Source organism: Streptomyces tyrfis (assembly GCF_037034285.1).
In the GTDB taxonomy this organism is placed as follows: Bacteria; Actinomycetota; Actinomycetes; order Streptomycetales; family Streptomycetaceae; genus Streptomyces.
In genome coordinates this window covers 41,981-62,419 of sequence record NZ_JBAGJZ010000030.1, presented here as the reverse complement: position 1 = coordinate 62,419, position 20,439 = coordinate 41,981, and the positions used below count along the sequence as shown (strand labels likewise).

The window sequence follows — 20,439 nt, the reverse complement described above, 5'->3', positions numbered from 1 at the left end:
GGAGAATAGCCCGGGCGGTCGCGTCGCGCGACCCGCCCGGGGAATCGCGCGCGGCTCAGCGCAGCGTGCGCGGCGGCGGAGGAACGGCTCCGGAGGCCAGCGGGGAGCGGGCCAGCTCGACGCTGCCGGCCGCGACCATGCCGAGCGCGAGCAGCTCCGGCAGCAGCCACCACCCGGTCCGCAGCTGCTCGCCGAAGAGCGTCACCCCGTACAGAACGCTGATCACGGCGTCACCCAGGGTCAGCGGGGGCTGCACCGCGACCAGCATGCCCGCCTGGAGGGCGTTCTGCAGGAGGAACAGCGCCCCGACCCCGGCTGCGGCGGTGGCGTACAGCTGCCAGGAGGTCAGCAGCGCCACCGCCCCGCCGCCCCCTTCGAGCCGCGCCATGGCGTCCTTCATGAGAGCGGCCGTGAGCGCGTAGCCGCAGGCGGCGGCCAGGCCGAGCAGCGCTCCCCGGGCGTTGCCCCGGGTGCCGAGGGCCGCGCCGATCAGCATCGCCTCGAAGATCCCGGTGAGGACGAGCGCCGGGACCCAGAGCACCCCGTGCACGGAGGCGCCCCCGCCCGCCGGCGCCGCCGAGGCCATGCCCAGGGCGAGCCCCAGGGTCATGGCCGCCACCGCGTACCAGAGCCGGCCGGGCAGCCGGACCCGCATGGCGAACCCCGCCATCAGCAGCGCGGCCGGAAGCTCGATCACGAAGATCGGCTGGACCACGGCGATCGGCCCGGTGGCCAGTGCCACCGCCTGGCAGACGGCCGCGACGATCACCATGCCGATCCCGGCGAGCCAGGTCCGCCGACGCAGCAGATGCCCGATCAGCGACAGGCGCATCGCCTCGCTGTCCGGGACGTCGCGGGCCGCCCGGCGCTGCAGGACGGAGGCCGCGCCGTTGCTGAGTGCGGTCAGGATGGCGAACAGGACACTGATCACCTCCTCATGATGCGGGCGACGGGCCCGCGAACCCGGGTCCGGCCGCCCTGCGGCATGGCGGGACGCCGAGCCGCCGGGCGCGCCCGCCCGCGCCGGACCGGCGGCTCCCGCGCGGGCGTCCCGTCACACCCTCCGCGTCCGCCGCGCCTGCCGCGCGCCCCGGCCCGCCGGAACGCACGGAGCCGCTCCGCGCCGGAGCACGGGCCGCGCGCCGCGCCACACGGGTGCGCAAGCGGCGTGCGGACCGGTGCGCGAGCGGTGCTCCACATCGGCGCTCCCGGGCGGTTCGCCCGGGAGCGCATCCCACGAAAGGCGCCGCCCCTACGGCAGCAGCCCCGCGCGCCGGGCTGCCACCACCGCCTCCAGCCGGGTGTGCGCGCCCAGTTTGCGCATCGCCGACCGCAGATACCCCTTCACCGTCTCCGGCCGCAGGCCGAGCCGTGCCGCCGCCACCGCGTTCGTCGTGCCCGCGGCCACACAGGTCAGCACGTCCAGCTCACGGGGCGCCAGCCGCACCTCGCACCGCGCCGGAGCGCGGGCCTCCGCGCCCGACGCCGAGGCCAGCCGCCCGCACACCGCGAGCAGCTCCTCGCGCAGCGCCGGGTCGACGACCCTCGGCATCAGGGCGCGCAGTTCGCGATGGGCCTCCCGCACGTCCTCCCACGCCTGCGGGGTCGCGGCCCCGTGGTCGGCGGCCTGGTCCCGGGCGGTGGCCAGCAGCTGTCGCACCTCGTCCCGCACGACCAGGGCCTGCTCCACGTCGCGGGCCGCCGCGACCGCCGCGTCGAACGTGCGGTCCCCGAGCGTCAGCGGCTCGCGCAGCGCCCCGTACAGCAGGCCGCGCACCCTGCGCCGTACGACGACGGGCACCGCCACCACGGAGCGCAGGCCCTCCGCCGCGACGGCCATGTCGTACTCGTGGCTGATGTGGCGGGAGGCGCGGTAGTCGGTGACCGCGCACGGCCGGGACAGGGCGATCGACTTGCCGCCCAGGCCGCTGCCCGCCGATATGACGAGCCCGCGCAGGGCGGCGGTCTGTGCCCCGTTCAGTTCGGCGATCCGGGCATGGCGGGTGTCCGCGACCAGCCCGCCGAAGACCACGGGCAGCCCGCTGGTCCGGCGCAGCCGCGACAGCGCTGCCCGCATGTCGACCGCATTGTCGGGTTCCGGCACGCTGACGCCTCTCTGACCGGTCCGGAGGGCTGGGCGACCCCGCCCGGCGCACCCCCGTTCGGGGGTGGTGAGATCTGGGTCACTGTTTACATGATGTTAAGCGACCGGTCCGGTCCGCAACGAGGAGGGCACATGTCGGCAACCAACGCGACGGAGACGTTCCGGGCCGCCCGGGATTTTCTGCTGCGGCACCGCGAGGACTACCAGGCGGCCTGTGAGGGCTTCCGCTGGCCCCGGACCGACCACTTCAACTGGGCGCTCGACTGGTTCGACGTGATCGCCGAGGGCAACGACCGCACCGCCCTGCACATCGTGGAGGAGGACGGCGAGCGCACCGAGGTGTCCTTCGCCCGGATGTCCGAGCGCTCCGCCCGGGTGGCGAACTGGCTGCGCGCCCAGGGGGTTCGGGCCGGTGACCGGATCCTGGTCATGCTCGGCAACCAGGCCGAGCTGTGGGAGACGGCCCTCGCCGCGATGAAGCTGCGCGCCGTCATCGTCCCGGCCACCCCCCTCCTCGGCCCGGTCGACCTGCGGGACCGGGTGGAGCGCGGCCGCATCCGGCACGTGCTGGTACGGGACGCCGACACCGCCAAGTTCGACGAGGTGCCCGGCGGCTACACCCGGATCGCCGTCGGCGCCGACGTGCCCGGCTGGCTGTCGTACGCCGGAGCCGACGGCCACCCGGCGGCCTACACGCCGGACCGCGAGACGGACGCCGACGAGCCGCTGATGCTCTACTTCACCTCGGGCACGACGGCCAGCCCCAAGCTCGTGGAGCACACCCATGTCTCCTACCCGGTGGGCCACCTCTCGACGATGTACTGGATCGGCCTCAAGCCCGGCGACGTGCACCTCAACATCTCCTCGCCCGGCTGGGCCAAGCACGCCTGGTCCAACCTCTTCGCGCCCTGGAGCGCCGAGGCGACCGTCTTCATCTTCAACTACACCCGCTTCGACGCGGCGCGGCTGATGGCGGAGATGGACCGCTCCGGGGTCACCAGCTTCTGCGCGCCGCCCACCGTCTGGCGGATGCTGATCCAGGCCGACCTCTCCCAGCTGAAGAACCCGCCGCGCGAGGTCGTCGCGGCCGGAGAGCCGCTGAACCCGGAGGTCATCGAGACGGTACGGCGGGTCTGGGGCGTCACCATCCGGGACGGCTTCGGCCAGACCGAGACCTCCGTCCAGGTCGCCAACACCCCCGGCCAGCTGCTGAAGGCCGGGTCGATGGGGCGCCCCAGCCCCGGGTTCCGGATCGAGCTCCTCGACCCGGTCACCGGTGAGCCCGGCGCGGTCGAGGGCGAGATCTCCATCGACCTGTCGAACCGCCCGGTGGGCCTGATGACCGCGTACCACGGCGATCCGGAGCGGACCGCCGAGGCGATGGCGGGCGGCTACTACCGCACCGGCGACATCGGCTCCCGCGACGTGGACGGCTACATCACCTATGTCGGCCGCGCCGACGACGTGTTCAAGGCGTCCGACTACAAGATCTCGCCGTTCGAGCTGGAGAGCGCCCTGCTGGAGCACGAGGCCGTGGCCGAGGCCGCGGTCGTCCCGGCCCCGGACCCGGTGCGGCTCGCCGTGCCGAAGGCGTACATCGTGCTCGCGGACGGCTGGGAGCCCGGCCCGGACACCGCGAAGGTGCTGTTCGAGCACTCCCGCTCGGTCCTCGCCCCATACAAGCGGGTCCGCCGGCTGGAGTTCGCGGACCTGCCCAAGACCGTCTCCGGCAAGATCCGCCGCATCGAACTGCGCGAGCGCACGGCGCAGGGCGGCGGCGCCGAGTACGACGAGGGCGACTTCCGATGAGCGGGCCGCGCCGCGCGCACATCACCGGAACCGGGCACGCAGAGGGGGAAGTGGAATGAGCGAACTGTCCTACGCGCACGGCATCGGCACCACGCCGCTGCTGGGCGACACCATCGGACGCAATCTCGACCGCGCCGTGGAGGCGTTCGGCGACCGCGAGGCGCTGGTCGACGTCGCCTCCGGACGGCGCTGGACCTACGCCGAGTTCGGCGCGGCCGTCGACGAACTGGCCCGCGCGCTGATGGGATCGGGGATCGGCAGGGGGGACCGGGTCGGCATCTGGGCGGTCAACTGCCCCGAATGGGTGCTCACCCAGTACGCCACCGCCCGGATCGGCGCCATCATGGTCAACGTCAACCCGGCCTACCGCGCGCACGAGCTGGCGTACGTGCTCAAGCAGGCCGGGGTGTCCCTGCTGATCTCCTCGCTCTCGCACCGCACCAGCGACTACCGCGCCCTGGTCGGCCGGGTCCGCGACGACTGCCCCGGTCTGCGCGCCGTGCACTACATCGGCGACCCCTCATGGGACGAACTGCTGGCCGCCGCCGGGTCCGTGACGGAGGAACGGCTCGCCGCCCGCGAGGCCGAGCTGTCCTGCGACGACCCGATCAACATCCAGTACACCTCGGGCACCACCGGCTTCCCCAAGGGCGCCACCCTCACCCACCACAACATCCTCAACAACGGCTATTTCGTGGGGGAGCTGGTCGCCTACACCGAGCGGGACCGGGTCTGTCTGCCCGTCCCGTTCTACCACTGCTTCGGCATGGTCATGGGCAACCTCGCGATCACCTCGCACGGCGCCTGCATCGTGATCCCGGCCGCCGCCTTCGACGCCGCCGCGGTGCTCGCCGCCGTGGAGCGGGAGCGCTGCACCTCGCTCTACGGCGTGCCCACGATGTTCATCGCGGAGCTCAACCTGCCCGACTTCGCCTCGTACGACCTGTCCTCGCTGCGCACCGGCATCATGGCCGGATCGCCGTGCCCGGTCGAGGTGATGAAGCGGGTCGTCGCGGAGATGCACATGGAGGAGGTCTCCATCTGCTACGGGATGACGGAGACCTCGCCGGTCTCCACCCAGACCCGACGGGACGACGACCTGGAGCGCCGCACCGGCACGGTCGGCCGGGTCATGCCTCATCTGGAGGTCAAGGTCGTCGACCCGGTGACCGGAGCGACCCTGGAACGCGGCGTGGCGGGCGAGCTCTGCACCCGCGGCTACAGCGTGATGCTCGGCTACTGGGAGGACCCCGAGCGCACCGCGCAGGTCATCGACCCCGGCCGCTGGATGCACACCGGCGACCTCGCGGTGATGCGCGAGGACGGCTATGTGGAGGTCGTCGGCCGGATCAAGGACGTCATCATCCGCGGCGGCGAGAACATCTATCCCCGGGAGGTCGAGGAGTTCCTCCACGGCCATCCGAAGATCGCCGACGTGCAGGTCGTCGGGGTGCCGGACGACACCTACGGCGAGGAGGTACTGGCCTGCGTCATCCCGAAGGACCCGGCCGACCCGCCGACCCTGGAGGAGCTGACGGACCACTGCCGCGAACAGCTGGCCCACTACAAGATCCCGCGACGGCTGCGGATCCTGGAGTCCTTCCCGATGACGGTCAGCGGAAAGGTCCGGAAGATCGAGCTGCGCGAGGGCTACGGGGCCTGAACGGCCCGCCCCGGCGCCGGGGCGCGGTCAGGCGGCCTCGATGATGTCGCCGCCGGCGCCCCGGGTCGCGGCCGCCCACTCGATCAGCAGGACCTCGTAGGCGGCCGACTCCACGGAGGACCACTCCTGACCGGCCCGCGCGTCGACCAGCGCCCGTATCGCCTCGTTCGCCTGGGCGGCGGACGGGCGGGACGAACGGGACGGGGAAACGGGGCCGGTGGAGGGTGCGTGTCGTGGAGTTAATGCCATGCGCCCCAGTTTAGGGGCCGCCACTGACAAACCACCGAACATCTGTGTCCCGCTGGCCTGAACGTGACCGATCGCACTCAGTGTGGCCGGCCGGTTCCACCGGGTCGACGAAGCCCGTCAGGCGGCCGGGAGCCCCCGCCGCATGCAGACCCGCGGCCAGCGGTCCAGACCGTGTTCGGCCTCGGCGGTCCTGATCTTGCGCAGTCCGTCGGTGAGTTCGGCGTCGTCGAGGATCCGGAAGCCGAGCCTCGCGTAGTACGGGGCGTTCCACGGGACATCGCGGAACGTCGTCAGCGTGAGCGCCTCCAGGCCCTGGCCGGCCGCCCACGCGGCGAGGTGGTCGATGAGCCCGCGGCCCAGTCCGCGCCGGGCGGCGGAGGGGTGGACGGTGACCTGTTCGACATGGGCCGCGCCGTCGACCGGATCGGCGATCAGGTAGGCGACCGGGCGGTCGTCGCCGTCCGCGGTGACCCAGGCGCGGCCGGCCCGGCGGTAGTCGTCCAGCACGTCCAGCGGCAGCGGGTCGTCGTCCGCGATGGCGGCCATGCCGAACGCGCGGAACGGTTCGCCGGCGGCGCGTTCCATGTCCTGGAGCAGCGGGAGGTCGCGGTGATGGGCGGTACGGATGAGCATCCCGCCAGTATGGCGTCCGGAACGGGACGGCCGCCGCCCGGCCCCCGGGCAGTGGTGCGGCCCCGGGCCCGGAAGCCCCGCCGGACACCGGTCTCGGAGCACCGGAGCCGGACGCCGGGCCCGGGTGCCGGACTCCCGCGCGGGCTCTCTTGACGGCGATCCGGCCGCGCCCGTACATTCGTTTCCGCATAACAGAATAAGGCTTCCATGATGCGGAATTGGTGCTCTCAGGTGGCGCGACAGAGCCCGACTCCACCAGGTCCGAGCAGGAGCACTCAATGCCTCGAATGACCGCTGCCCGAGCGGCAGTCGAAATCCTCAAGCGCGAAGGCGTCAGCCATGCGTTCGGTGTGCCGGGCGCGGCGATCAACCCCTTCTACGCGGCCCTCAAGGCGTCCGGCGGGGTCCACCACACGCTCGCCCGTCACGTCGAGGGCGCCTCCCACATGGCGGAGGGCTACACCCGGGCCCGGCCGGGCAACATCGGCGTCTGCATCGGCACGTCGGGACCGGCCGGCACCGACATGATCACCGGTCTCTACTCCGCCTCCGCCGACTCCATCCCCATCCTCTGCGTCACCGGGCAGGCCCCGACCGCCGTGCTCCACAAGGAGGACTTCCAGGCGGTCGACATCGCCTCGATCGCGGCGCCCGTCACCAAGGCCGCGACGACCGTCCTCGAAGCCGCCCAGATCCCGGGCGTGTTCCAGCGCGCCTTCCAGCTGATGCGCGGCGGCCGGCCCGGACCGGTCCTGATCGACCTCCCCATCGACGTCCAGCTCACCGAGATCGAGTTCGACCCCGAGCTGTACGAGCCGCTGCCGGTGCAGCGGCCCGCCGCGTCCCGCAGACAGATCGAACGGGCCCTGGAGATGCTGGACGCCTCCGAGCGCCCGCTGATCGTCGCCGGCGGCGGCGTCATCAACGCCGACGCCTCCGAACTCCTCGTGGAATTCGCGGAACTGACGGGTGTTCCGGTGGTGCCGACGCTGATGGGCTGGGGCGCCCTCCCCGACGACCACGCGCTGAACGCCGGGCTGGTCGGCCTCCAGACCTCGCACCGCTACGGCAACGCCAACTTCCTGGAGTCCGACTTCGTCCTCGGCATCGGCAACCGCTGGGCCAACCGCCACACGGGGAAGCTCGACGTCTACACCAGGGGCCGTACCTTCGTGCACGTCGACATCGAGCCCACCCAGCTCGGCCGGATCTTCGCCCCCGACCTCGGCATCGTCTCCGACGCCGGGGCCGCGCTGGCGCTGTTCGTCGACGTGGCCAGGGAGCGCGAGGCGGCCGGCAGGCTCAAGGACCGCTCCCGGTGGGCGGCCTCCACCCAGGAGCGCCGGGCCGCTCTCCAGCGCCGTACGCACTTCGACGACGTGCCGCTGAAGCCGCAGCGGGTGTACGAGGAGATGAACCGGGCCTTCGGCCCCGAGACCCGGTACGTCACCACGATCGGCCTCTCCCAGATCGCCGGCGCCCAGATGCTGCACGTCTACCGGCCGCGCCACTGGATCAACTGCGGTCAGGCGGGCCCGCTCGGCTGGACCGTTCCGGCCGCGCTGGGCGTCGCCACGGCCGACCCGGACGGCTCCGTCGTCGCGCTCTCCGGCGACTACGACTTCCAGTTCATGCTGGAGGAACTGGCCGTCGGGGCGCAGCACCGCATCCCGTACGTCCACGTCCTGGTGAACAACTCCTATCTGGGGCTGATCCGCCAGGCGCAGCGCAACTTCGACATCGACTTCCAGGTCAACCTGGAGTTCGAGAACATCAACTCGCCCGAGATCGGCGTCTACGGCGTCGACCACGTCAAGGTCGTCGAGGGGCTGGGCTGCAAGGCGATCCGGGTCACCGAGCCGGACCGGCTGCTGCCGGCGTTCGAGGAGGCGAAGAAGCTGGCGGCCGAGTTCCGGGTGCCGGTGGTGGTCGAGGCCGTCCTGGAGCGCGTCACGAACATCGCGATGAGCGGTACGGACATCGCGTCCGTCCACGAGTTCGAGGAGATCGCGACCGAGCCGGGCCACGCGCCCACCGCGATCCGCCCGCTCAAGGACTCCTGACGTCACGTCAACTATGCGTCGACCGACGGTTGTTCGGCCGTCGGCCAGCGGTCCCCGTTTCCGGCGAAGAGCCCGGGGCGGGGACCGTTCGCGTGCGGCGTCTCCGGCCGGGAGGACGTCACGGAGGGCGCGGAGGCCGCCGGCGCGGGCGGAGGTCGCAGGCGTGGGCGGCGGACCGGTGCGGGAGCCGACGATCTCCGGGGCGAGCATGCGTCGTCGGCCGGCCCGGTCCGCCGCGGACCGCCGTGCCCGCCGGGGCCGGACACGCCGCAGGGCGCGGAGTACGCGGGACCGTTTCCGTGTCCCTGTCGTACTCCGCGCCCCGGCACGGTGGTTCGGGAGTCGCGGCGGCGGCGCCCGGACGGCGCGTCCCGTCCCCTTCAGGTCTGGGGACGGAACCCACCGGCCCGCCACCGCACTGGCGTCGCGCGGCCGCCGCGACCCGGTGCCGCTCCCGGCGGGTTCCGCCGGTCATGGCACTGCTCCTGTCCGCGCCGCGCACCACCCCTCATCCGGGTACGCGGCACGAACAGGGGTCGGGGAGAGGAGGACCGGGGCGGCGGGCAGGGGCTTCGCCTCGCCCGCCGATCGCCGCCCCGGCTGCCCTCGGAGGAGCCCACACAGTGGGCGCCCCTCTCAGTCCTCGCGCAGGGCGCGGACGGCCTCCTCCACGCGCCGCCCGTAGTCGGCGTCGGCGGCGCGGAAGTGCGCGAGGTTCTTCTCGATCACGTCGTCACGGGAGACCTGGGACAGACCCCCCGCGATGTTCGCGACCAGACGGCCCTTCTCCTCCTCGGACATCAGCCGGTACAGCTCGCCCGCCTGGAAGAAGTCGTCGTCCTTGGCGTGGGCGGGCGCCGCGTGGGCGCCGGTCCAGCCGTGCACCGCGAGCGGGGCGGAGAGCGCCTCGCCGGTCTGCGCCGGGCCCGCGTACGAGTTGGGCTCGTAGTTCTTGTCGTGGCGGCTTCCGTTGCGGGTGGCGTGCAGCCCGTCCCGGCCGTAGTTGTCGACGACCGCGGTGCGCGGCGCGTTCACCGGCAGCCGGGTGTGGTTGACGCCCAGCCGGTAGCGGTGCGCGTCCGCGTAGGCGAACAGCCGGCCCTGGAGCATCTTGTCCGGCGACGGGCCGATGCCCGGCACGAAGTTGTTCGGGGAGAACGCCGCCTGCTCCACCTCCGCGAACACGTTGTCCGGGTTGCGGTCCAGGACCAGCCGGCCCACCCGCCGGAGCGGGTGATCCGCGTGCGGCCAGACCTTGGTCAGGTCGAACGGGTTGAAGCGGTAGTCCGCCGCCTCGGCGGCCGGCATGATCTGCGCGTACAGCGTCCAGGACGGGTTGACGCCGCGCTCGATGGCCTGGAGCAGGTCCGTCTGGTGCGAGGCGGGGTCCTTGCCCGCGAGCTCGGCGGCCTGCTCGCTGGACAGGCAGCGGATCCCCTGGTTGGTCTTGAAGTGGTACTTGACGAAGAACGCCTCGCCGTCGGCGTTGGTCCACTGGTAGGTGTGCGAGCCGTACCCGTTCATGTGCCGGTACGAGGCGGGGATGCCCCGGTCACCCATCAGCCAGGTGACCTGATGCGTGGCTTCGGGGGAGTGTGCCCAGAAGTCCCATACGTTGTCGGGCTCCTGACGGCCCGTGAACGGGTCGCGCTTCTGCGAGTGGATGAAGTCGGGGAACTTGAGCGGGTCCTTGATGAAGAACACCGGGGTGTTGTTGCCGACCAGGTCGTAATTGCCCTCGTCCGTGTAGAACTTGAGGGCGAAGCCGCGCGGGTCGCGCACCGCGTCCGCGCCGCCCAGCGAGTCGGCCACGGTCGAGAAGCGGATGAACGTCTCGGTGCGCCTGCCGATCTCGGAGAGGAAATCGGCCCGGGTGAACGCCGTGACGTCGTCGGTGACTTCGAAGTAGCCGTACGCGCCGGAGCCGCGGGCGTGGACCACGCGCTCGGGGATGCGTTCGCGGTTGAAGCGGGCCAGCTTCTCCAGCAGGTGCTGGTCCTGGAGCAGGAGCGGGCCTCCGGCGCCGGCGGTGGCGGAGTTCTGGTTGTCGGCGACCGGGGCGCCGGACTCGGTCGTGAGCACGCGCTGCGTCATGGTGTCGGGGCGACCTTCCGTACGGGATCTGCTGAGCTGCCGAACTGCGACGGTGTGAGGCTCCAGGAGCGTAGGTACGCCCCGAACCGGGCGTCAACAGTTTGTTGAAACTGGGGTGTCTGGTGTTCCGGACGGCGCCGGCGCCTGGGCGCGACAGGACAGGTGTCAGCGCCGGCGCCGTCCGGAAGTCCGTGACGGCCGGGCCGCCGCCCGGCCGCCGGTGGGACCGGGGCGGCCGGGGGGCGCGCGGCCGAGGGGTGTCGAGACCGGGCGGCCGAGCGGCGCGGCCGGGCCGGTCAGTCGCGTACGGGCTGTCCCGAGAGGCGTTCGACCGAGCGCAGCAGCGCCGAGTGGTCCAGGCCGCCGTCGCCCTGGGCGCGCAGCGAGGCCACGAGCTGGGCGACCACCGCGCCGACGGGCAGCGCGGCGCCGACGGCACGGGCGGCGTCGGTGACGATGCCCATGTCCTTGTGGTGCAGGTCGATCCGGAAACCCGGGGCGAAGTCCCGCTTCAGGAAGTTGTCCTTCTTGCGGGTCAGCACCGTCGAGCCGGCCAGCCCGCCGTTCAGGACGTCGAGCGCCGCGGACAGGTCGACGCCGGACTTCTCCAGGAAGACGACCGCCTCGGCGCACGCCTGGATGTTCACCGCGACGATCAGCTGGTTGGCGGCCTTCACCGTCTGGCCCGAGCCGTGCGGGCCGCACAGCACGATGGTCTTCCCGAGCGCCTCGAAAAGGGGGCGCGCCGCCTCGAAGTCGTCCCGCTCTCCGCCGACCATGATGGACAGCACGGCCTCGACCGCCCCGGCCTCGCCGCCGGACACCGGGGCGTCCAGCACCCGGACGCCCTTCTCCGCCGCCCTCTTCGCGAGGTCCACGGAGGTCTGCGGGGTGATCGACGACATGTCGATCAGCAGCGCGCCGGGCCGCGCGTTCGCGAGGACGCCGCCGGGGCCGTACGCGACCGCCTCGACCTGCGGGGAGGCGGGCACCATCGTGATGACGACGTCGGCGTCCCGGACCGCCTCGGCGATCGAGCCGGCGCCCCGGCCGCCGGCCGCCACCAGCCGGTCGATCTTCTCCTGCTCCAGGGTGTGGCCGGTGACGTCGTACCCGGCCCTGATCAGGTTCTCTGACATGGGGGAGCCCATGATTCCGAGGCCGATCCATGCGACCTTGGGGAGGTCGTCGCTCATGAGGATGCCTTCCGATCAGCGTGTGTACGAGGGGAGTCCGGCGGCCCGCGCGGAGGGCGGCAGCCAGTCGAACGCCTCGGCGCTCGGCCGGTCGCCCGGCTTGTACTCCAGGCCGACCCAGCCGTCGTAACCGGCCGCGGTCAGCTCGTCCAGGAGCCGTTCCAGCGGCAGCGAACCGGTGCCGGGCGCGCCGCGCCCCGGATTGTCGGCGATCTGGACATGGCCGGTCGTCGCGGCGTACGCCGCGATCACCCCGCTCAGGTCCTCGCCGTTCATCGACAGGTGGTAGAGGTCCAGCAGGAACCTCGCGTTCCCGAGCCCGGTCGCCGCGTTGACCCGGTCGACGACCTCGATCGCGGCCGGGGCGCTCACCAGGGGATAACGCGGCGACTCCGGCGCGTTGAGGGCCTCGATCAGCAGCACCGCCCCGATCCGGTCGGCCGCGCGGGCGGCCAGGACCAGGTTCTCCAGGGCGAGTTCGTCCTGCGCGGCCGGGTCGGCCCCGTCGACGCGGTTGCCGTACAGCGCGTTGAGCGCCGTGCAGCCGGCCGAGGCGGCGAACTCCGCCGCCACCTCCACGTTGGCGCGGAAGCGGTCCGACTCCGGACCGGGCAGCGAGAGCGCGCCGCGGTCGGGGCCGGGCAGCCGGCCGGCGTAGAAGTTCAGGCCCACCAGCCGGGTGCCCGCGTCGTCGAGCGCCTTCTTCAGGGCGTCGAGCTCGGCCCGCGGCGGCGTGGGGGTCCCGGTCCAGGGCCACCACAGCTCGACCGCCGTGAAGCCGGCGGCCGCGGCGGCCGCGGGACGCTCCAGGAGCGGGAGTTCGGTGAAGAGGATCGAGAGGTTCACATCGAAGCGCTGGTCCGGAAAGCCCATGAGGGTTCGGTGCTCCTTCCGTATTGCGGAAGTAAGTTTCTGCTGAACGGAAGACTGCCCCGGGGTGGGAAGAAGTGTCAAGGGGCCGACCGGAATTCGGGCCCCGCGTCCCGGCCGCCCGCGCACGTCCCGGGCGGGCCGGAGCCGCGATCGCGCCGGTTGCCGACGGGGCGTGCGAGGGGTCAGGCTGGCCGCGCCGGGTCCGGCGCGCCCGCCCGGCACGGCTGTCCCCCCACGCCCCACGAGGTGCCTCGCATGAACCACGCCACCAGCCGGCGCACCGTCCTCGGAGCCCTGCTCGCCGGCGCCGCCCTGACCGCGGCCCCCGCCCCGCCCGGCCGCGCCCGGACCGCCGGGCCCGCCGCGGACACCGGAGCCGCGCCCCCGGAAGCGGGCCGGACTGCGGGCCGGACCACGGACCGGCTGCTGCTGGGCACGTACACCTCGGTCGAGGGCGGCGGCCCGGGCATCGGCACAGCCGTCTACGACGCCGGCACCGGGGCGATCGCCGCCGGGCCCGCGATCACCGGGGTCGCCGACCCCTCGTACCTGGCCGCGCACCCCGACGGGCACACCGTCTACGCGGTCGACGAACGGCGGCGGGGCGAGGTGACGGCCGTCGCCCTGACGCCGGACGGCGGGCACCGGGTGCTCGGCGCCCGCGGCACCGGCGGGGCGGGACCCGCCCATCTCTCGGTCCATCCCACCGGGCGCTGGCTGCTCACCGCGAACTACACCTCGGGCAGCGTCGCGGTGCACCCCCTCGGCGCCGACGGCGCGCCGGGCGAGCGCACGGACCTGGTCGTCCACGGCGCCCCGCCGCCCGGCCCCGGCCAGGACGGACCGCACGCCCACCAGATCCTCACCAGCCCCGACGGCGGCCACGTCCTCGCCGTGGACCTCGGCACCGACACCGTCTACACCTACCGGCTCGACGAGGAACGCGGCAGGCTCGCCGAGGTCTCCCGCGCCGCGCTGCGGCCGGGGGCCGGGCCCCGCCACCTCGCCTTCCACCCCGGCGGGCGGTACGCGTACCTGGCCTGCGAAGCCGACGACACCGCCGTCGTCTGCGGCTACGACCCCGCCACGGGCGTCCTCTCCCCGGGCGCCCCCCAGCCCACCGGGAGCGAGGGCGCCAACCACCCCGCGCAGTTCCTGGTCACTGCCGACGGCCGGTTCGCCTTCCTGGCCAACCGGGGGCACGACAGTCTGGCCCGCTACGCCGTCGAGGACGACGGGGCCGCCCTGCGCCTGCTCGGCACCGTGCCGACGGGCGGCGACTTCCCCCGGCACACCGCCTTCTCCCCGGACGGCGGGCTGCTGTTCGCCGCCAACCAGCGGTCGGGCACGGTGACGGTCTTCCGGGTCGGCTCCCACGACGGGAGCCTGACCCGCACCGGCGGCGACTTCCCCTTCCCGGCCGCCGCCTGCGTGCTCCCGTACCGCACCGGCGGTCCGTCGCGGCGATGACCGCGGGCCGCCGGGGCGGTCCGGTGGCGGTCACCGGGGCGGTCCGGGGGCCTTCCGTTAGGGTCGGGCCCCTGACCGCGTGTTCACCCGGACGCGGCGAACGCACGTGGGAGGCACAGTGCGCCTGAGAGTGGAGTTCACCACCGAGCCGTTCGATCTCGACGAGGCGCCCGCCCACGCGGTCGTGGCCCGCGAGGTCATCCAGACGGCCGAGCTGGAGGCCGTGGACGTCGGGCCCTTCGGCAACACGGCGGAGGGCGGCGCGGACGCCGTGCTCACCGCGGTGGACACCCTGCTCCGCCGCGCCCTGGCCTCCGGCGCGACCCGGGTGTCGCTCCAGGTCAACGTCCTCGGGGAGGGCGCGAAGTGACCGGACGGGCGGACCACCCCCTCGTCGCGGCGGTCAAGCCGCTCGTCGACGCCATGGGCGCGGAACTGCTCGCGCCCGACCGGGCGCGGGGCGACGACGTGGTGCTGACCTGGGAGGGCGAGGAGGTCGTCGCGGTCCGGCTGCCGCAGCTCTCGGAGTCGCTCGACCACATCCTGGCCGCCCTGGAGCGCCGGCACGGCATGCCGCTCGCCGAACTCGACCGCAAGGCCAAGCAGGCGGTGGTGCGCGGACTGGAGGCGCGCGGCGCCTTCTCCGTACGCCACGGCGTGGAGACGGTGGCGAGCGCGCTGGGCGTCAGCCGGTTCACCGTCTACAACTACCTCAACAGGGAAAACGCCGCCAAGGGACGGTAGTTGGGGCGATCGGCTGACAAAGGCGGCCGACGGCCGCGCGGGCCGCCGCCCGGGACCACCGGGCGGCGGCCTTCTGCGTTCCCGTAATTTCAACAAAGTGTTGACGTGGTGTTGCGGAGGGCGTTAGCTATCCGCAGCCCGACCGACGCGAAGCGACGAGTCGCACCGCGAGAACAGCCACGGAGGCTCCCGTGACTTCGAGCTCCACACCGGGCCTCACCCGGTTCAACACCCTGGCGGACGACGAGGCGGCCGACGCGTTGCACGAGGTGTGCGCCAGCGCGGCCTGGGGAAGAGCGATCCTCTCCCGACGCCCCTACGCCACCGCCGAAGCCCTGCTCTCCGCGAGCGACGCCGCCACGGCCGCGCTGACCGCGGAGGACCTGGCCGAGGCCATGGCCGGTCACCCGCCGATCGGCCGCCCGAAGCCCGGGGACCCGGTCTCCTCCCGTGAACAGCGGGGCATGGCCGGCGCCTCCGGGGAACTCAGGGCCGAGATGCTCGCACTGAACCTGGCCTACCAGGAACGGTTCGGACACGTCTTCCTGATCTGCGCCACCGGAGCCACCGGTGAACAGATGCGCGACGCCGTGAAGTCCCGGATCGGGAACTCGCCGGAGCGGGAGCGCGGACACGTACGCACCGAACTCGGCAAGATCAACCGCATCAGGCTCACCCGTCTCGTCACGGAAGACGCGCAGCACACCGTCATGGAAAGAGAGTGAAGGTCTTGAGCACCCCCGCCACCGCATCGGTGTCCACCCACATCCTGGACACCAGCATCGGCCGCCCCGCCGCGGCCGTCGCCGTCCGGCTCGCCGCCCGCGGCGGGAAGGACGCCCCGTGGACCGCGCTCGGCGGCTCCACCACCGACGCGGACGGGCGCTGCCAGGACCTGCCGGCACTGCCGGAGGGCACCACCCAGGTACGGCTCGACTTCGACACCGAGACGTACTTCGAGACGAACTTCGCCAGCACGAGGCCGGCCGAGGCACAGCAGGACGCCCCCCGCGCAAGGGACAGCGGCGCGTTCTTCCCCGAGGTGGCGATCACCTTCGCCGTCGCCCCGGGGGAGCACTACCACGTACCGCTGCTGCTCAACCCGTTCGGCTACTCCGTTTACCGAGGGAGCTAGCACCGACATGACCGCCGATTCCTCCCGCCCCCGCCCTGTGATTCTCGGTCAGAACCAGTACGGCAAGGCGGAGAACCGCGTCGTCAGGATCACCCGGGACGGCGACACCCACCACATCAAGGACCTGAACGTCTCGGTCGCGCTCTCCGGCGACATGGAGGACGTCCACTACTCCGGGTCCAACGCCCACGTCCTGCCGACCGACACCACCAAGAACACGGTGTTCGCCTTCGCCAAGAAGCACGGCATCGAGTCGGCCGAGCAGTTCGGCATCCACCTCGCCCGCCACTTCGTCACCTCCCAGGAACCGATCAAGAGGGCACGGATCCGGATCGAGGAGTACGCCTGGGAGCGCATCGCCGCCTCGGACGCCAACTCCCGGTTCATCGGCGCCGACGACGTCAAGCACTCCTTCGTCCGCCGGGGCCAGGAGACGCGCACCGCCGAGATCACCTACGACGGCGAGAAGTGGCAGATCATCTCGGGGCTCAAGGACCTCGTGGTGCTCAACTCCACCCACTCCGAGTTCTGGGGCTACGTCAAGGACGAGTACACCACCCTCCAGGAGGCGTACGACCGCATCCTCGCCACCGAGGTGTCCGCCAGGTGGCGGTTCAACTGGACGGACGACGAGAAGCGGATGCCCGACTGGGAGAAGTCCTACGAGCGGACCCGCAGGCACATGCTCGACGCCTTCGCCGAGACCTACTCCCTCTCCCTCCAGCAGACCCTGTACCAGATGGGCTCGCGCATCATCAACAGCCGCGGCGAGATCGACGAGGTCCGCTTCTCGCTGCCGAACAAGCACCACTTCCTCGTGGACCTGGAGCCGTTCGGCCTCAAGAACGACAACGAGGTCTACTTCGCGGCGGACCGCCCGTACGGCCTGATCGAGGCCACCGTGCTGCGGGACGGCGCCGAGCCGCAGATCCCGGTCGACATGACCAACCTCTGACGCGGCGCCGCGCCGGTCCCCGCCCGTATCCACCCGGGCGGGGACCGGCCGGACCGGAGGGAACCCGTTCTTCCGCCACCTCGGCACCCATGGCCGCCCGGCCGTGGCACTCGAATCCTCCCGGGCCGTGCCGTCGAACCGTCATCCGCGGTGGCCGGACGACGCCGGTTCGACGACGCGGCCCGGTCCGTGCCCGTATCCCCGGAGACAAGGAAGCGCCATGGCCGCGAAGGCGACCCCCGAGCACGTGGAACGCACCGTCATCGAGAACTGCGCGATCGCGACCGTCGACGCCGACGACACCGAGTACGCCTCCGGGCACGTCGTCGTCGCGGGCAACCGCATCGAGTCCGTCGGCGCCGGCCGGGCGCCCGCCGGCCTGGCGAACGTGGTGCGCCGCGTCGACGGCGCCGGACACCTGGCCACCCCGGGCCTGGTCAACACGCACCACCACTTCTACCAGTGGATCACCCGCGGCCTCGCCACCGACCACAACCTGTTCGACTGGCTGGTCGCCCTGTACCCGACCTGGGCGCGCATCGACGAACAGATGGTCCGCGCCGCCGCCCGGGGCTCGCTCGCCATGATGGCCCGGGGCGGCGTCACCACCGCCATGGACCACCACTACGTGTACCCGCGCGGCGCCGGCGACCTGTCCGGCGCGGTCATCGGGGCCGCCCGCGAGATGGGCGTGCGGTTCACCCTCGCCCGGGGATCGATGGACCGGGGCGAGTCGGACGGCGGACTGCCGCCGGACTTCGCCGTGGAGACCCTCGACGGCGCGCTCGCCGCCACCGAGGCGACCGTCGACGCCCACCACGACCCGTCGTTCGACGCCATGACCCAGATCGCCGTCGCCCCCTGCTCCCCGTTCTCCGTCTCCACCGCACTCCTCCGGGAGGCCGCCGAACTGGCCCGCCGCAAGGGAGTGCGCCTGCACACCCACGGTTCGGAGACGGTGGAGGAGGAGAAGTTCTGCCGCGAGCTCTTCGGCATGGGACCCACCGACTACTTCGCGTCGACCGGCTGGCTCGGCGACGACGTGTGGATGGCGCACTGCGTGCACATGAACGACGCCGACATCGCAGCCTTCGCACGCACCGGCACCGGCGTAGCCCACTGCCCCTCGTCCAACGCGCGGCTGGCCGCGGGCATCGCCCGCGTCCCCGACCTGCTGGCGGCCGGGGCCCCGGTCGGCCTCGGCGTCGACGGCACCGCCTCCAACGAATCCGGCGAACTCCACACCGAACTGCGCAACGCCCTCCTCGTCAACCGCCTCGGGACCCATCGCGAACGGGCCCTGACTGCCCGTCAGGCCCTGCGCCTTGGCACCCACGGCGGCGCCCGGGTGCTGGGCCGCGCCGACCAGATCGGCTCCCTGGAGGCCGGGAAGCTCGCCGACCTGGTGCTCTGGCGGATGGACACCCTCGCCCACGCCTCCATCGCCGACCCGGTCACCGCGCTCGTCCTCGGCGCCCCCGCCCCGGTCACCCTCTCCCTCGTCGACGGGGGACCGGTCGTCGAGGACGGCCGCCTGATCACCGCGGACGAGGACGCCATCGCCCGCGCCACCCGCGACGAGGCCCGCCGCCTCGCGCGGATCACCGCCGGGGCCTGACGCCCCGGAACACCCCGTACCGGCCGGCCGAGGGGGACGGCCCTCGGCCGGTCGCCGTGCACCCGGAACGGGTCCACGGCCCACCGGCGCCCGCGGCGCGTACCCACCCCCGCGCGCCCCCGCACCGGCAGACAGAGCTGCCCGCACCAGCTGCCGCACGACCTGCCTCATCCGCACGACGCACCACTCGCACCACCTCCCTGACAGATACGTCACCGCAGACGTGTAACCGACCGGAGGAACCGCCGTGGCAGCCAAGCCCAGGTTTCACAACGACGCAGTCGCAGCGTCCGACGCCGCACCAGATTCCACCGCCGCCCCCACAACGGACCCGGCAGACCGGAAACACCCGGTCGACGAGACGCTCCCCCCGCTGAAGCTGTTCACCAGCGGCCTCCAGCACGTGGCCGCGATGTACGCGGGCGTCGTCGCCCCGCCGATGATCGTGGGCGCCGCCGTGGGGCTCAGCGCGAAGGAGACCGCCTTCCTGATGGGGGCGAGCCTCTTCACCGCGGGCCTGGCCACCCTGCTGCAGACCCTCGGCATCTGGCGCATCGGCGCCCGGCTGCCGTTCGTCAACGGCGTCTCGTTCGCCGGGGTCACCCCGATGGTGGCGATCGGCAAGGACCGGGGGCACGACGGCATCGCCGTCATCCTCGGCGCGATCATCGTGGCCGGACTGCTCGGCTTCCTGCTCGCCCCCTACTTCTGCAAGCTGATCCGGTTCTTCCCACCCGTCGTCACCGGTACCGTGATCACCCTGATCGGCGTCTCGCTGCTGCCGGTCGCCTTCAACTGGGCCCAGGGCGGCAACGCCAAGGCGTCCGACTACGGCTCGGCGACCAACATCACCATGGGCGCCGTCACGATGGTGATCGTCCTCGCCCTGCGCAAACTGCTGCGCGGCTTCCTCCAGCAGATCGCCATCCTGCTCGGCCTGGTCGCCGGCACCCTGATCGCGATCCCGGTCGGCATCACCGACTTCAGCGCCCTGGGGGACGCCGGACTGGTCGGCTTCCCCACCCCGTTCCACTTCGGCGCGCCGCGGTTCGAGGTCGCCGCGATCGTCTCCATGTGCGTGGTGATGCTGGTCAGCATGACCGAGTCCACCGCCGACATGCTGGCACTCGGCCGGATCGTCGGCCGCCCGGCGGACGAGAGGACCATCGAGGGCGGGCTGCGCGCCGACACCCTGGGCAGCGCCCTCAGCCCGCTCTTCAACGGCTTCATGTGCAGCGCGTTCGCCCAGAACATCGGACTGGTCGCGATGACCAAGGTGCGCAGCCGCTTCGTGGTGGCCGCGGGCGGCGGCATCCTGATCGTGCTCGGGCTGGTGCCCGTCGCCGCGTCCGTCATCGCCCTCGTCCCGCTGCCCGTCCTCGGCGGCGCCGGGATCGTCCTCTTCGGCACGGTCGCCTCGAGCGGCATCCAGACCCTGGCTACCGCCGCGCTGGAGAAGGGCGAGAACGCGCTGATCGTGGCCGCGGCCCTGGGAGTCGGCCTCATCCCGATCGCCGCGCCGGAGTTCTACCACGCCCTGCCCAAGGACCTCCTGGTCGTCCTCGACTCCGGCATCTCGACCGGCTGCGTGGTGGCGGTCCTGCTGAACCTGGCCTTCAACCACCTCGGCGCCGGGACGGCGGACCGGGAGCAGCCGGACCGGGGCGCGGCGGAGGCGCGGGAGCAGACCACGGCCGCGGCCTCCCCGGCGGCCGCGCACTGACCCGGCGGGCCGGGGCGGCGGCGGGTGCGTCGGCCCTCCGAGGCACGGCCGCGCCCGCCATGCCCGCCGCGGTCGTGTGGTCGTGCGGTCCCCGCGGTCGTGTGGTGTAC

General features: G+C 72.7%; 18 protein-coding genes. 11 read left to right on the top strand and 7 right to left on the bottom strand.

Features of this window, described 5'->3' with window-relative positions:
• Positions 1 to 55 precede the first annotated feature (55 nt).
• Both WA762_RS22565 and WA762_RS22560 read right to left on the bottom strand, forming a co-directional pair.
• Positions 56 to 931, bottom strand: coding sequence for a DMT family transporter (locus WA762_RS22565; protein ID WP_335937865.1), 876 nt, complete (start codon positions 929 to 931; stop codon positions 56 to 58).
• Between the two features lie 321 nt (positions 932 to 1,252).
• Positions 1,253 to 2,104 carry a response regulator transcription factor gene (locus WA762_RS22560; protein WP_335937864.1) on the bottom strand — a complete coding sequence of 284 codons (852 nt, stop codon included), beginning with the start codon at positions 2,102 to 2,104 and terminating at the stop codon, positions 1,253 to 1,255.
• Positions 2,105 to 2,236: 132 nt separating this feature from the next.
• On the opposite strand from WA762_RS22560, the gene WA762_RS22555 reads away from it, so the two are divergent.
• Positions 2,237 to 3,913 carry an AMP-binding protein gene (locus WA762_RS22555; RefSeq protein WP_335937862.1) on the top strand — a complete coding sequence of 559 codons (1,677 nt, stop codon included), beginning with the start codon at positions 2,237 to 2,239 and terminating at the stop codon, positions 3,911 to 3,913.
• 55 nt (positions 3,914 to 3,968) lie between these two features.
• Positions 3,969 to 5,576, top strand: coding sequence for an AMP-binding protein (locus WA762_RS22550; protein WP_335937860.1), 1,608 nt, complete (start codon positions 3,969 to 3,971; stop codon positions 5,574 to 5,576).
• Positions 5,577 to 5,603: 27 nt separating this feature from the next.
• Here the strand turns inward: WA762_RS22550 and WA762_RS22545 are convergent, their stop codons facing one another.
• Positions 5,604 to 5,825: a hypothetical protein gene (locus WA762_RS22545; protein WP_335937858.1), complete on the bottom strand. Its 222-nt coding sequence runs from the start codon at positions 5,823 to 5,825 to the stop codon at positions 5,604 to 5,606.
• A gap of 117 nt (positions 5,826 to 5,942) precedes the next feature.
• Positions 5,943 to 6,458, bottom strand: coding sequence for a GNAT family N-acetyltransferase (locus WA762_RS22540; protein ID WP_335937856.1), 516 nt, complete (start codon positions 6,456 to 6,458; stop codon positions 5,943 to 5,945).
• 278 nt (positions 6,459 to 6,736) lie between these two features.
• Between WA762_RS22540 and gcl the strand changes: the two genes are divergently transcribed.
• On the top strand, positions 6,737 to 8,521 hold the full coding sequence (gene gcl / locus WA762_RS22535; protein ID WP_335937854.1) for a glyoxylate carboligase: 1,785 nt from the start codon (positions 6,737 to 6,739) through the stop codon (positions 8,519 to 8,521).
• A gap of 636 nt (positions 8,522 to 9,157) precedes the next feature.
• Here the strand turns inward: gcl and WA762_RS22530 are convergent.
• The 3 genes from WA762_RS22530 to WA762_RS22520 all read right to left on the bottom strand — a co-directional run bounded on the left by WA762_RS22530 (position 9,158) and on the right by WA762_RS22520 (position 12,684).
• Positions 9,158 to 10,615, bottom strand: a complete 1,458-nt coding sequence (locus WA762_RS22530) for a catalase (RefSeq protein WP_335937852.1) — start codon at positions 10,613 to 10,615, stop codon at positions 9,158 to 9,160.
• Between the two features lie 296 nt (positions 10,616 to 10,911).
• Complete coding sequence (locus WA762_RS22525; RefSeq protein WP_335937851.1) at positions 10,912 to 11,811, bottom strand: 2-hydroxy-3-oxopropionate reductase; 900 nt, start codon at positions 11,809 to 11,811, stop codon at positions 10,912 to 10,914.
• A gap of 15 nt (positions 11,812 to 11,826) precedes the next feature.
• Complete coding sequence (locus tag WA762_RS22520) at positions 11,827 to 12,684, bottom strand: TIM barrel protein (RefSeq protein ID WP_335937848.1); 858 nt, start codon at positions 12,682 to 12,684, stop codon at positions 11,827 to 11,829.
• A 255-nt stretch (positions 12,685 to 12,939) separates the two neighbouring features.
• On the opposite strand from WA762_RS22520, the gene WA762_RS22515 reads away from it, so the two are divergent.
• The 8 genes from WA762_RS22515 (at position 12,940) to WA762_RS22480 (ending at position 20,329) form a co-directional block, all read left to right on the top strand.
• The gene (locus WA762_RS22515) at positions 12,940 to 14,154 is read left to right on the top strand and encodes a lactonase family protein (RefSeq protein WP_335937846.1); all 1,215 of its coding nucleotides are present in this window, start codon (positions 12,940 to 12,942) and stop codon (positions 14,152 to 14,154) included.
• Positions 14,155 to 14,272: 118 nt separating this feature from the next.
• Positions 14,273 to 14,524 carry a YkoF family thiamine-binding protein gene (locus WA762_RS22510; protein WP_335937845.1) on the top strand — a complete coding sequence of 84 codons (252 nt, stop codon included), beginning with the start codon at positions 14,273 to 14,275 and terminating at the stop codon, positions 14,522 to 14,524.
• Positions 14,521 to 14,898 carry a helix-turn-helix domain-containing protein gene (locus WA762_RS22505; RefSeq protein WP_335937843.1) on the top strand — a complete coding sequence of 126 codons (378 nt, stop codon included), beginning with the start codon at positions 14,521 to 14,523 and terminating at the stop codon, positions 14,896 to 14,898. Before WA762_RS22510 ends, WA762_RS22505 begins: the two co-directional genes overlap by 4 nt.
• A 191-nt stretch (positions 14,899 to 15,089) precedes the next feature.
• Positions 15,090 to 15,623 carry a 2-oxo-4-hydroxy-4-carboxy-5-ureidoimidazoline decarboxylase gene (uraD, locus tag WA762_RS22500; protein WP_335937842.1) on the top strand — a complete coding sequence of 178 codons (534 nt, stop codon included), beginning with the start codon at positions 15,090 to 15,092 and terminating at the stop codon, positions 15,621 to 15,623.
• 5 nt (positions 15,624 to 15,628) lie between these two features.
• Complete coding sequence (gene uraH / locus WA762_RS22495) at positions 15,629 to 16,033, top strand: hydroxyisourate hydrolase (protein ID WP_335937841.1); 405 nt, start codon at positions 15,629 to 15,631, stop codon at positions 16,031 to 16,033.
• A gap of 7 nt (positions 16,034 to 16,040) precedes the next feature.
• A complete protein-coding gene (pucL, locus tag WA762_RS22490; RefSeq protein ID WP_335937840.1) occupies positions 16,041 to 16,988 on the top strand; it encodes a factor-independent urate hydroxylase in 948 nt (315 codons plus the stop codon).
• Positions 16,989 to 17,208: 220 nt separating this feature from the next.
• Positions 17,209 to 18,606, top strand: a complete 1,398-nt coding sequence (locus tag WA762_RS22485) for an 8-oxoguanine deaminase (RefSeq protein ID WP_335937838.1) — start codon at positions 17,209 to 17,211, stop codon at positions 18,604 to 18,606.
• 247 nt (positions 18,607 to 18,853) lie between these two features.
• Positions 18,854 to 20,329, top strand: a complete 1,476-nt coding sequence (locus tag WA762_RS22480) for a nucleobase:cation symporter-2 family protein (protein ID WP_335937837.1) — start codon at positions 18,854 to 18,856, stop codon at positions 20,327 to 20,329.
• Positions 20,330 to 20,439: the final 110 nt, after the last annotated feature.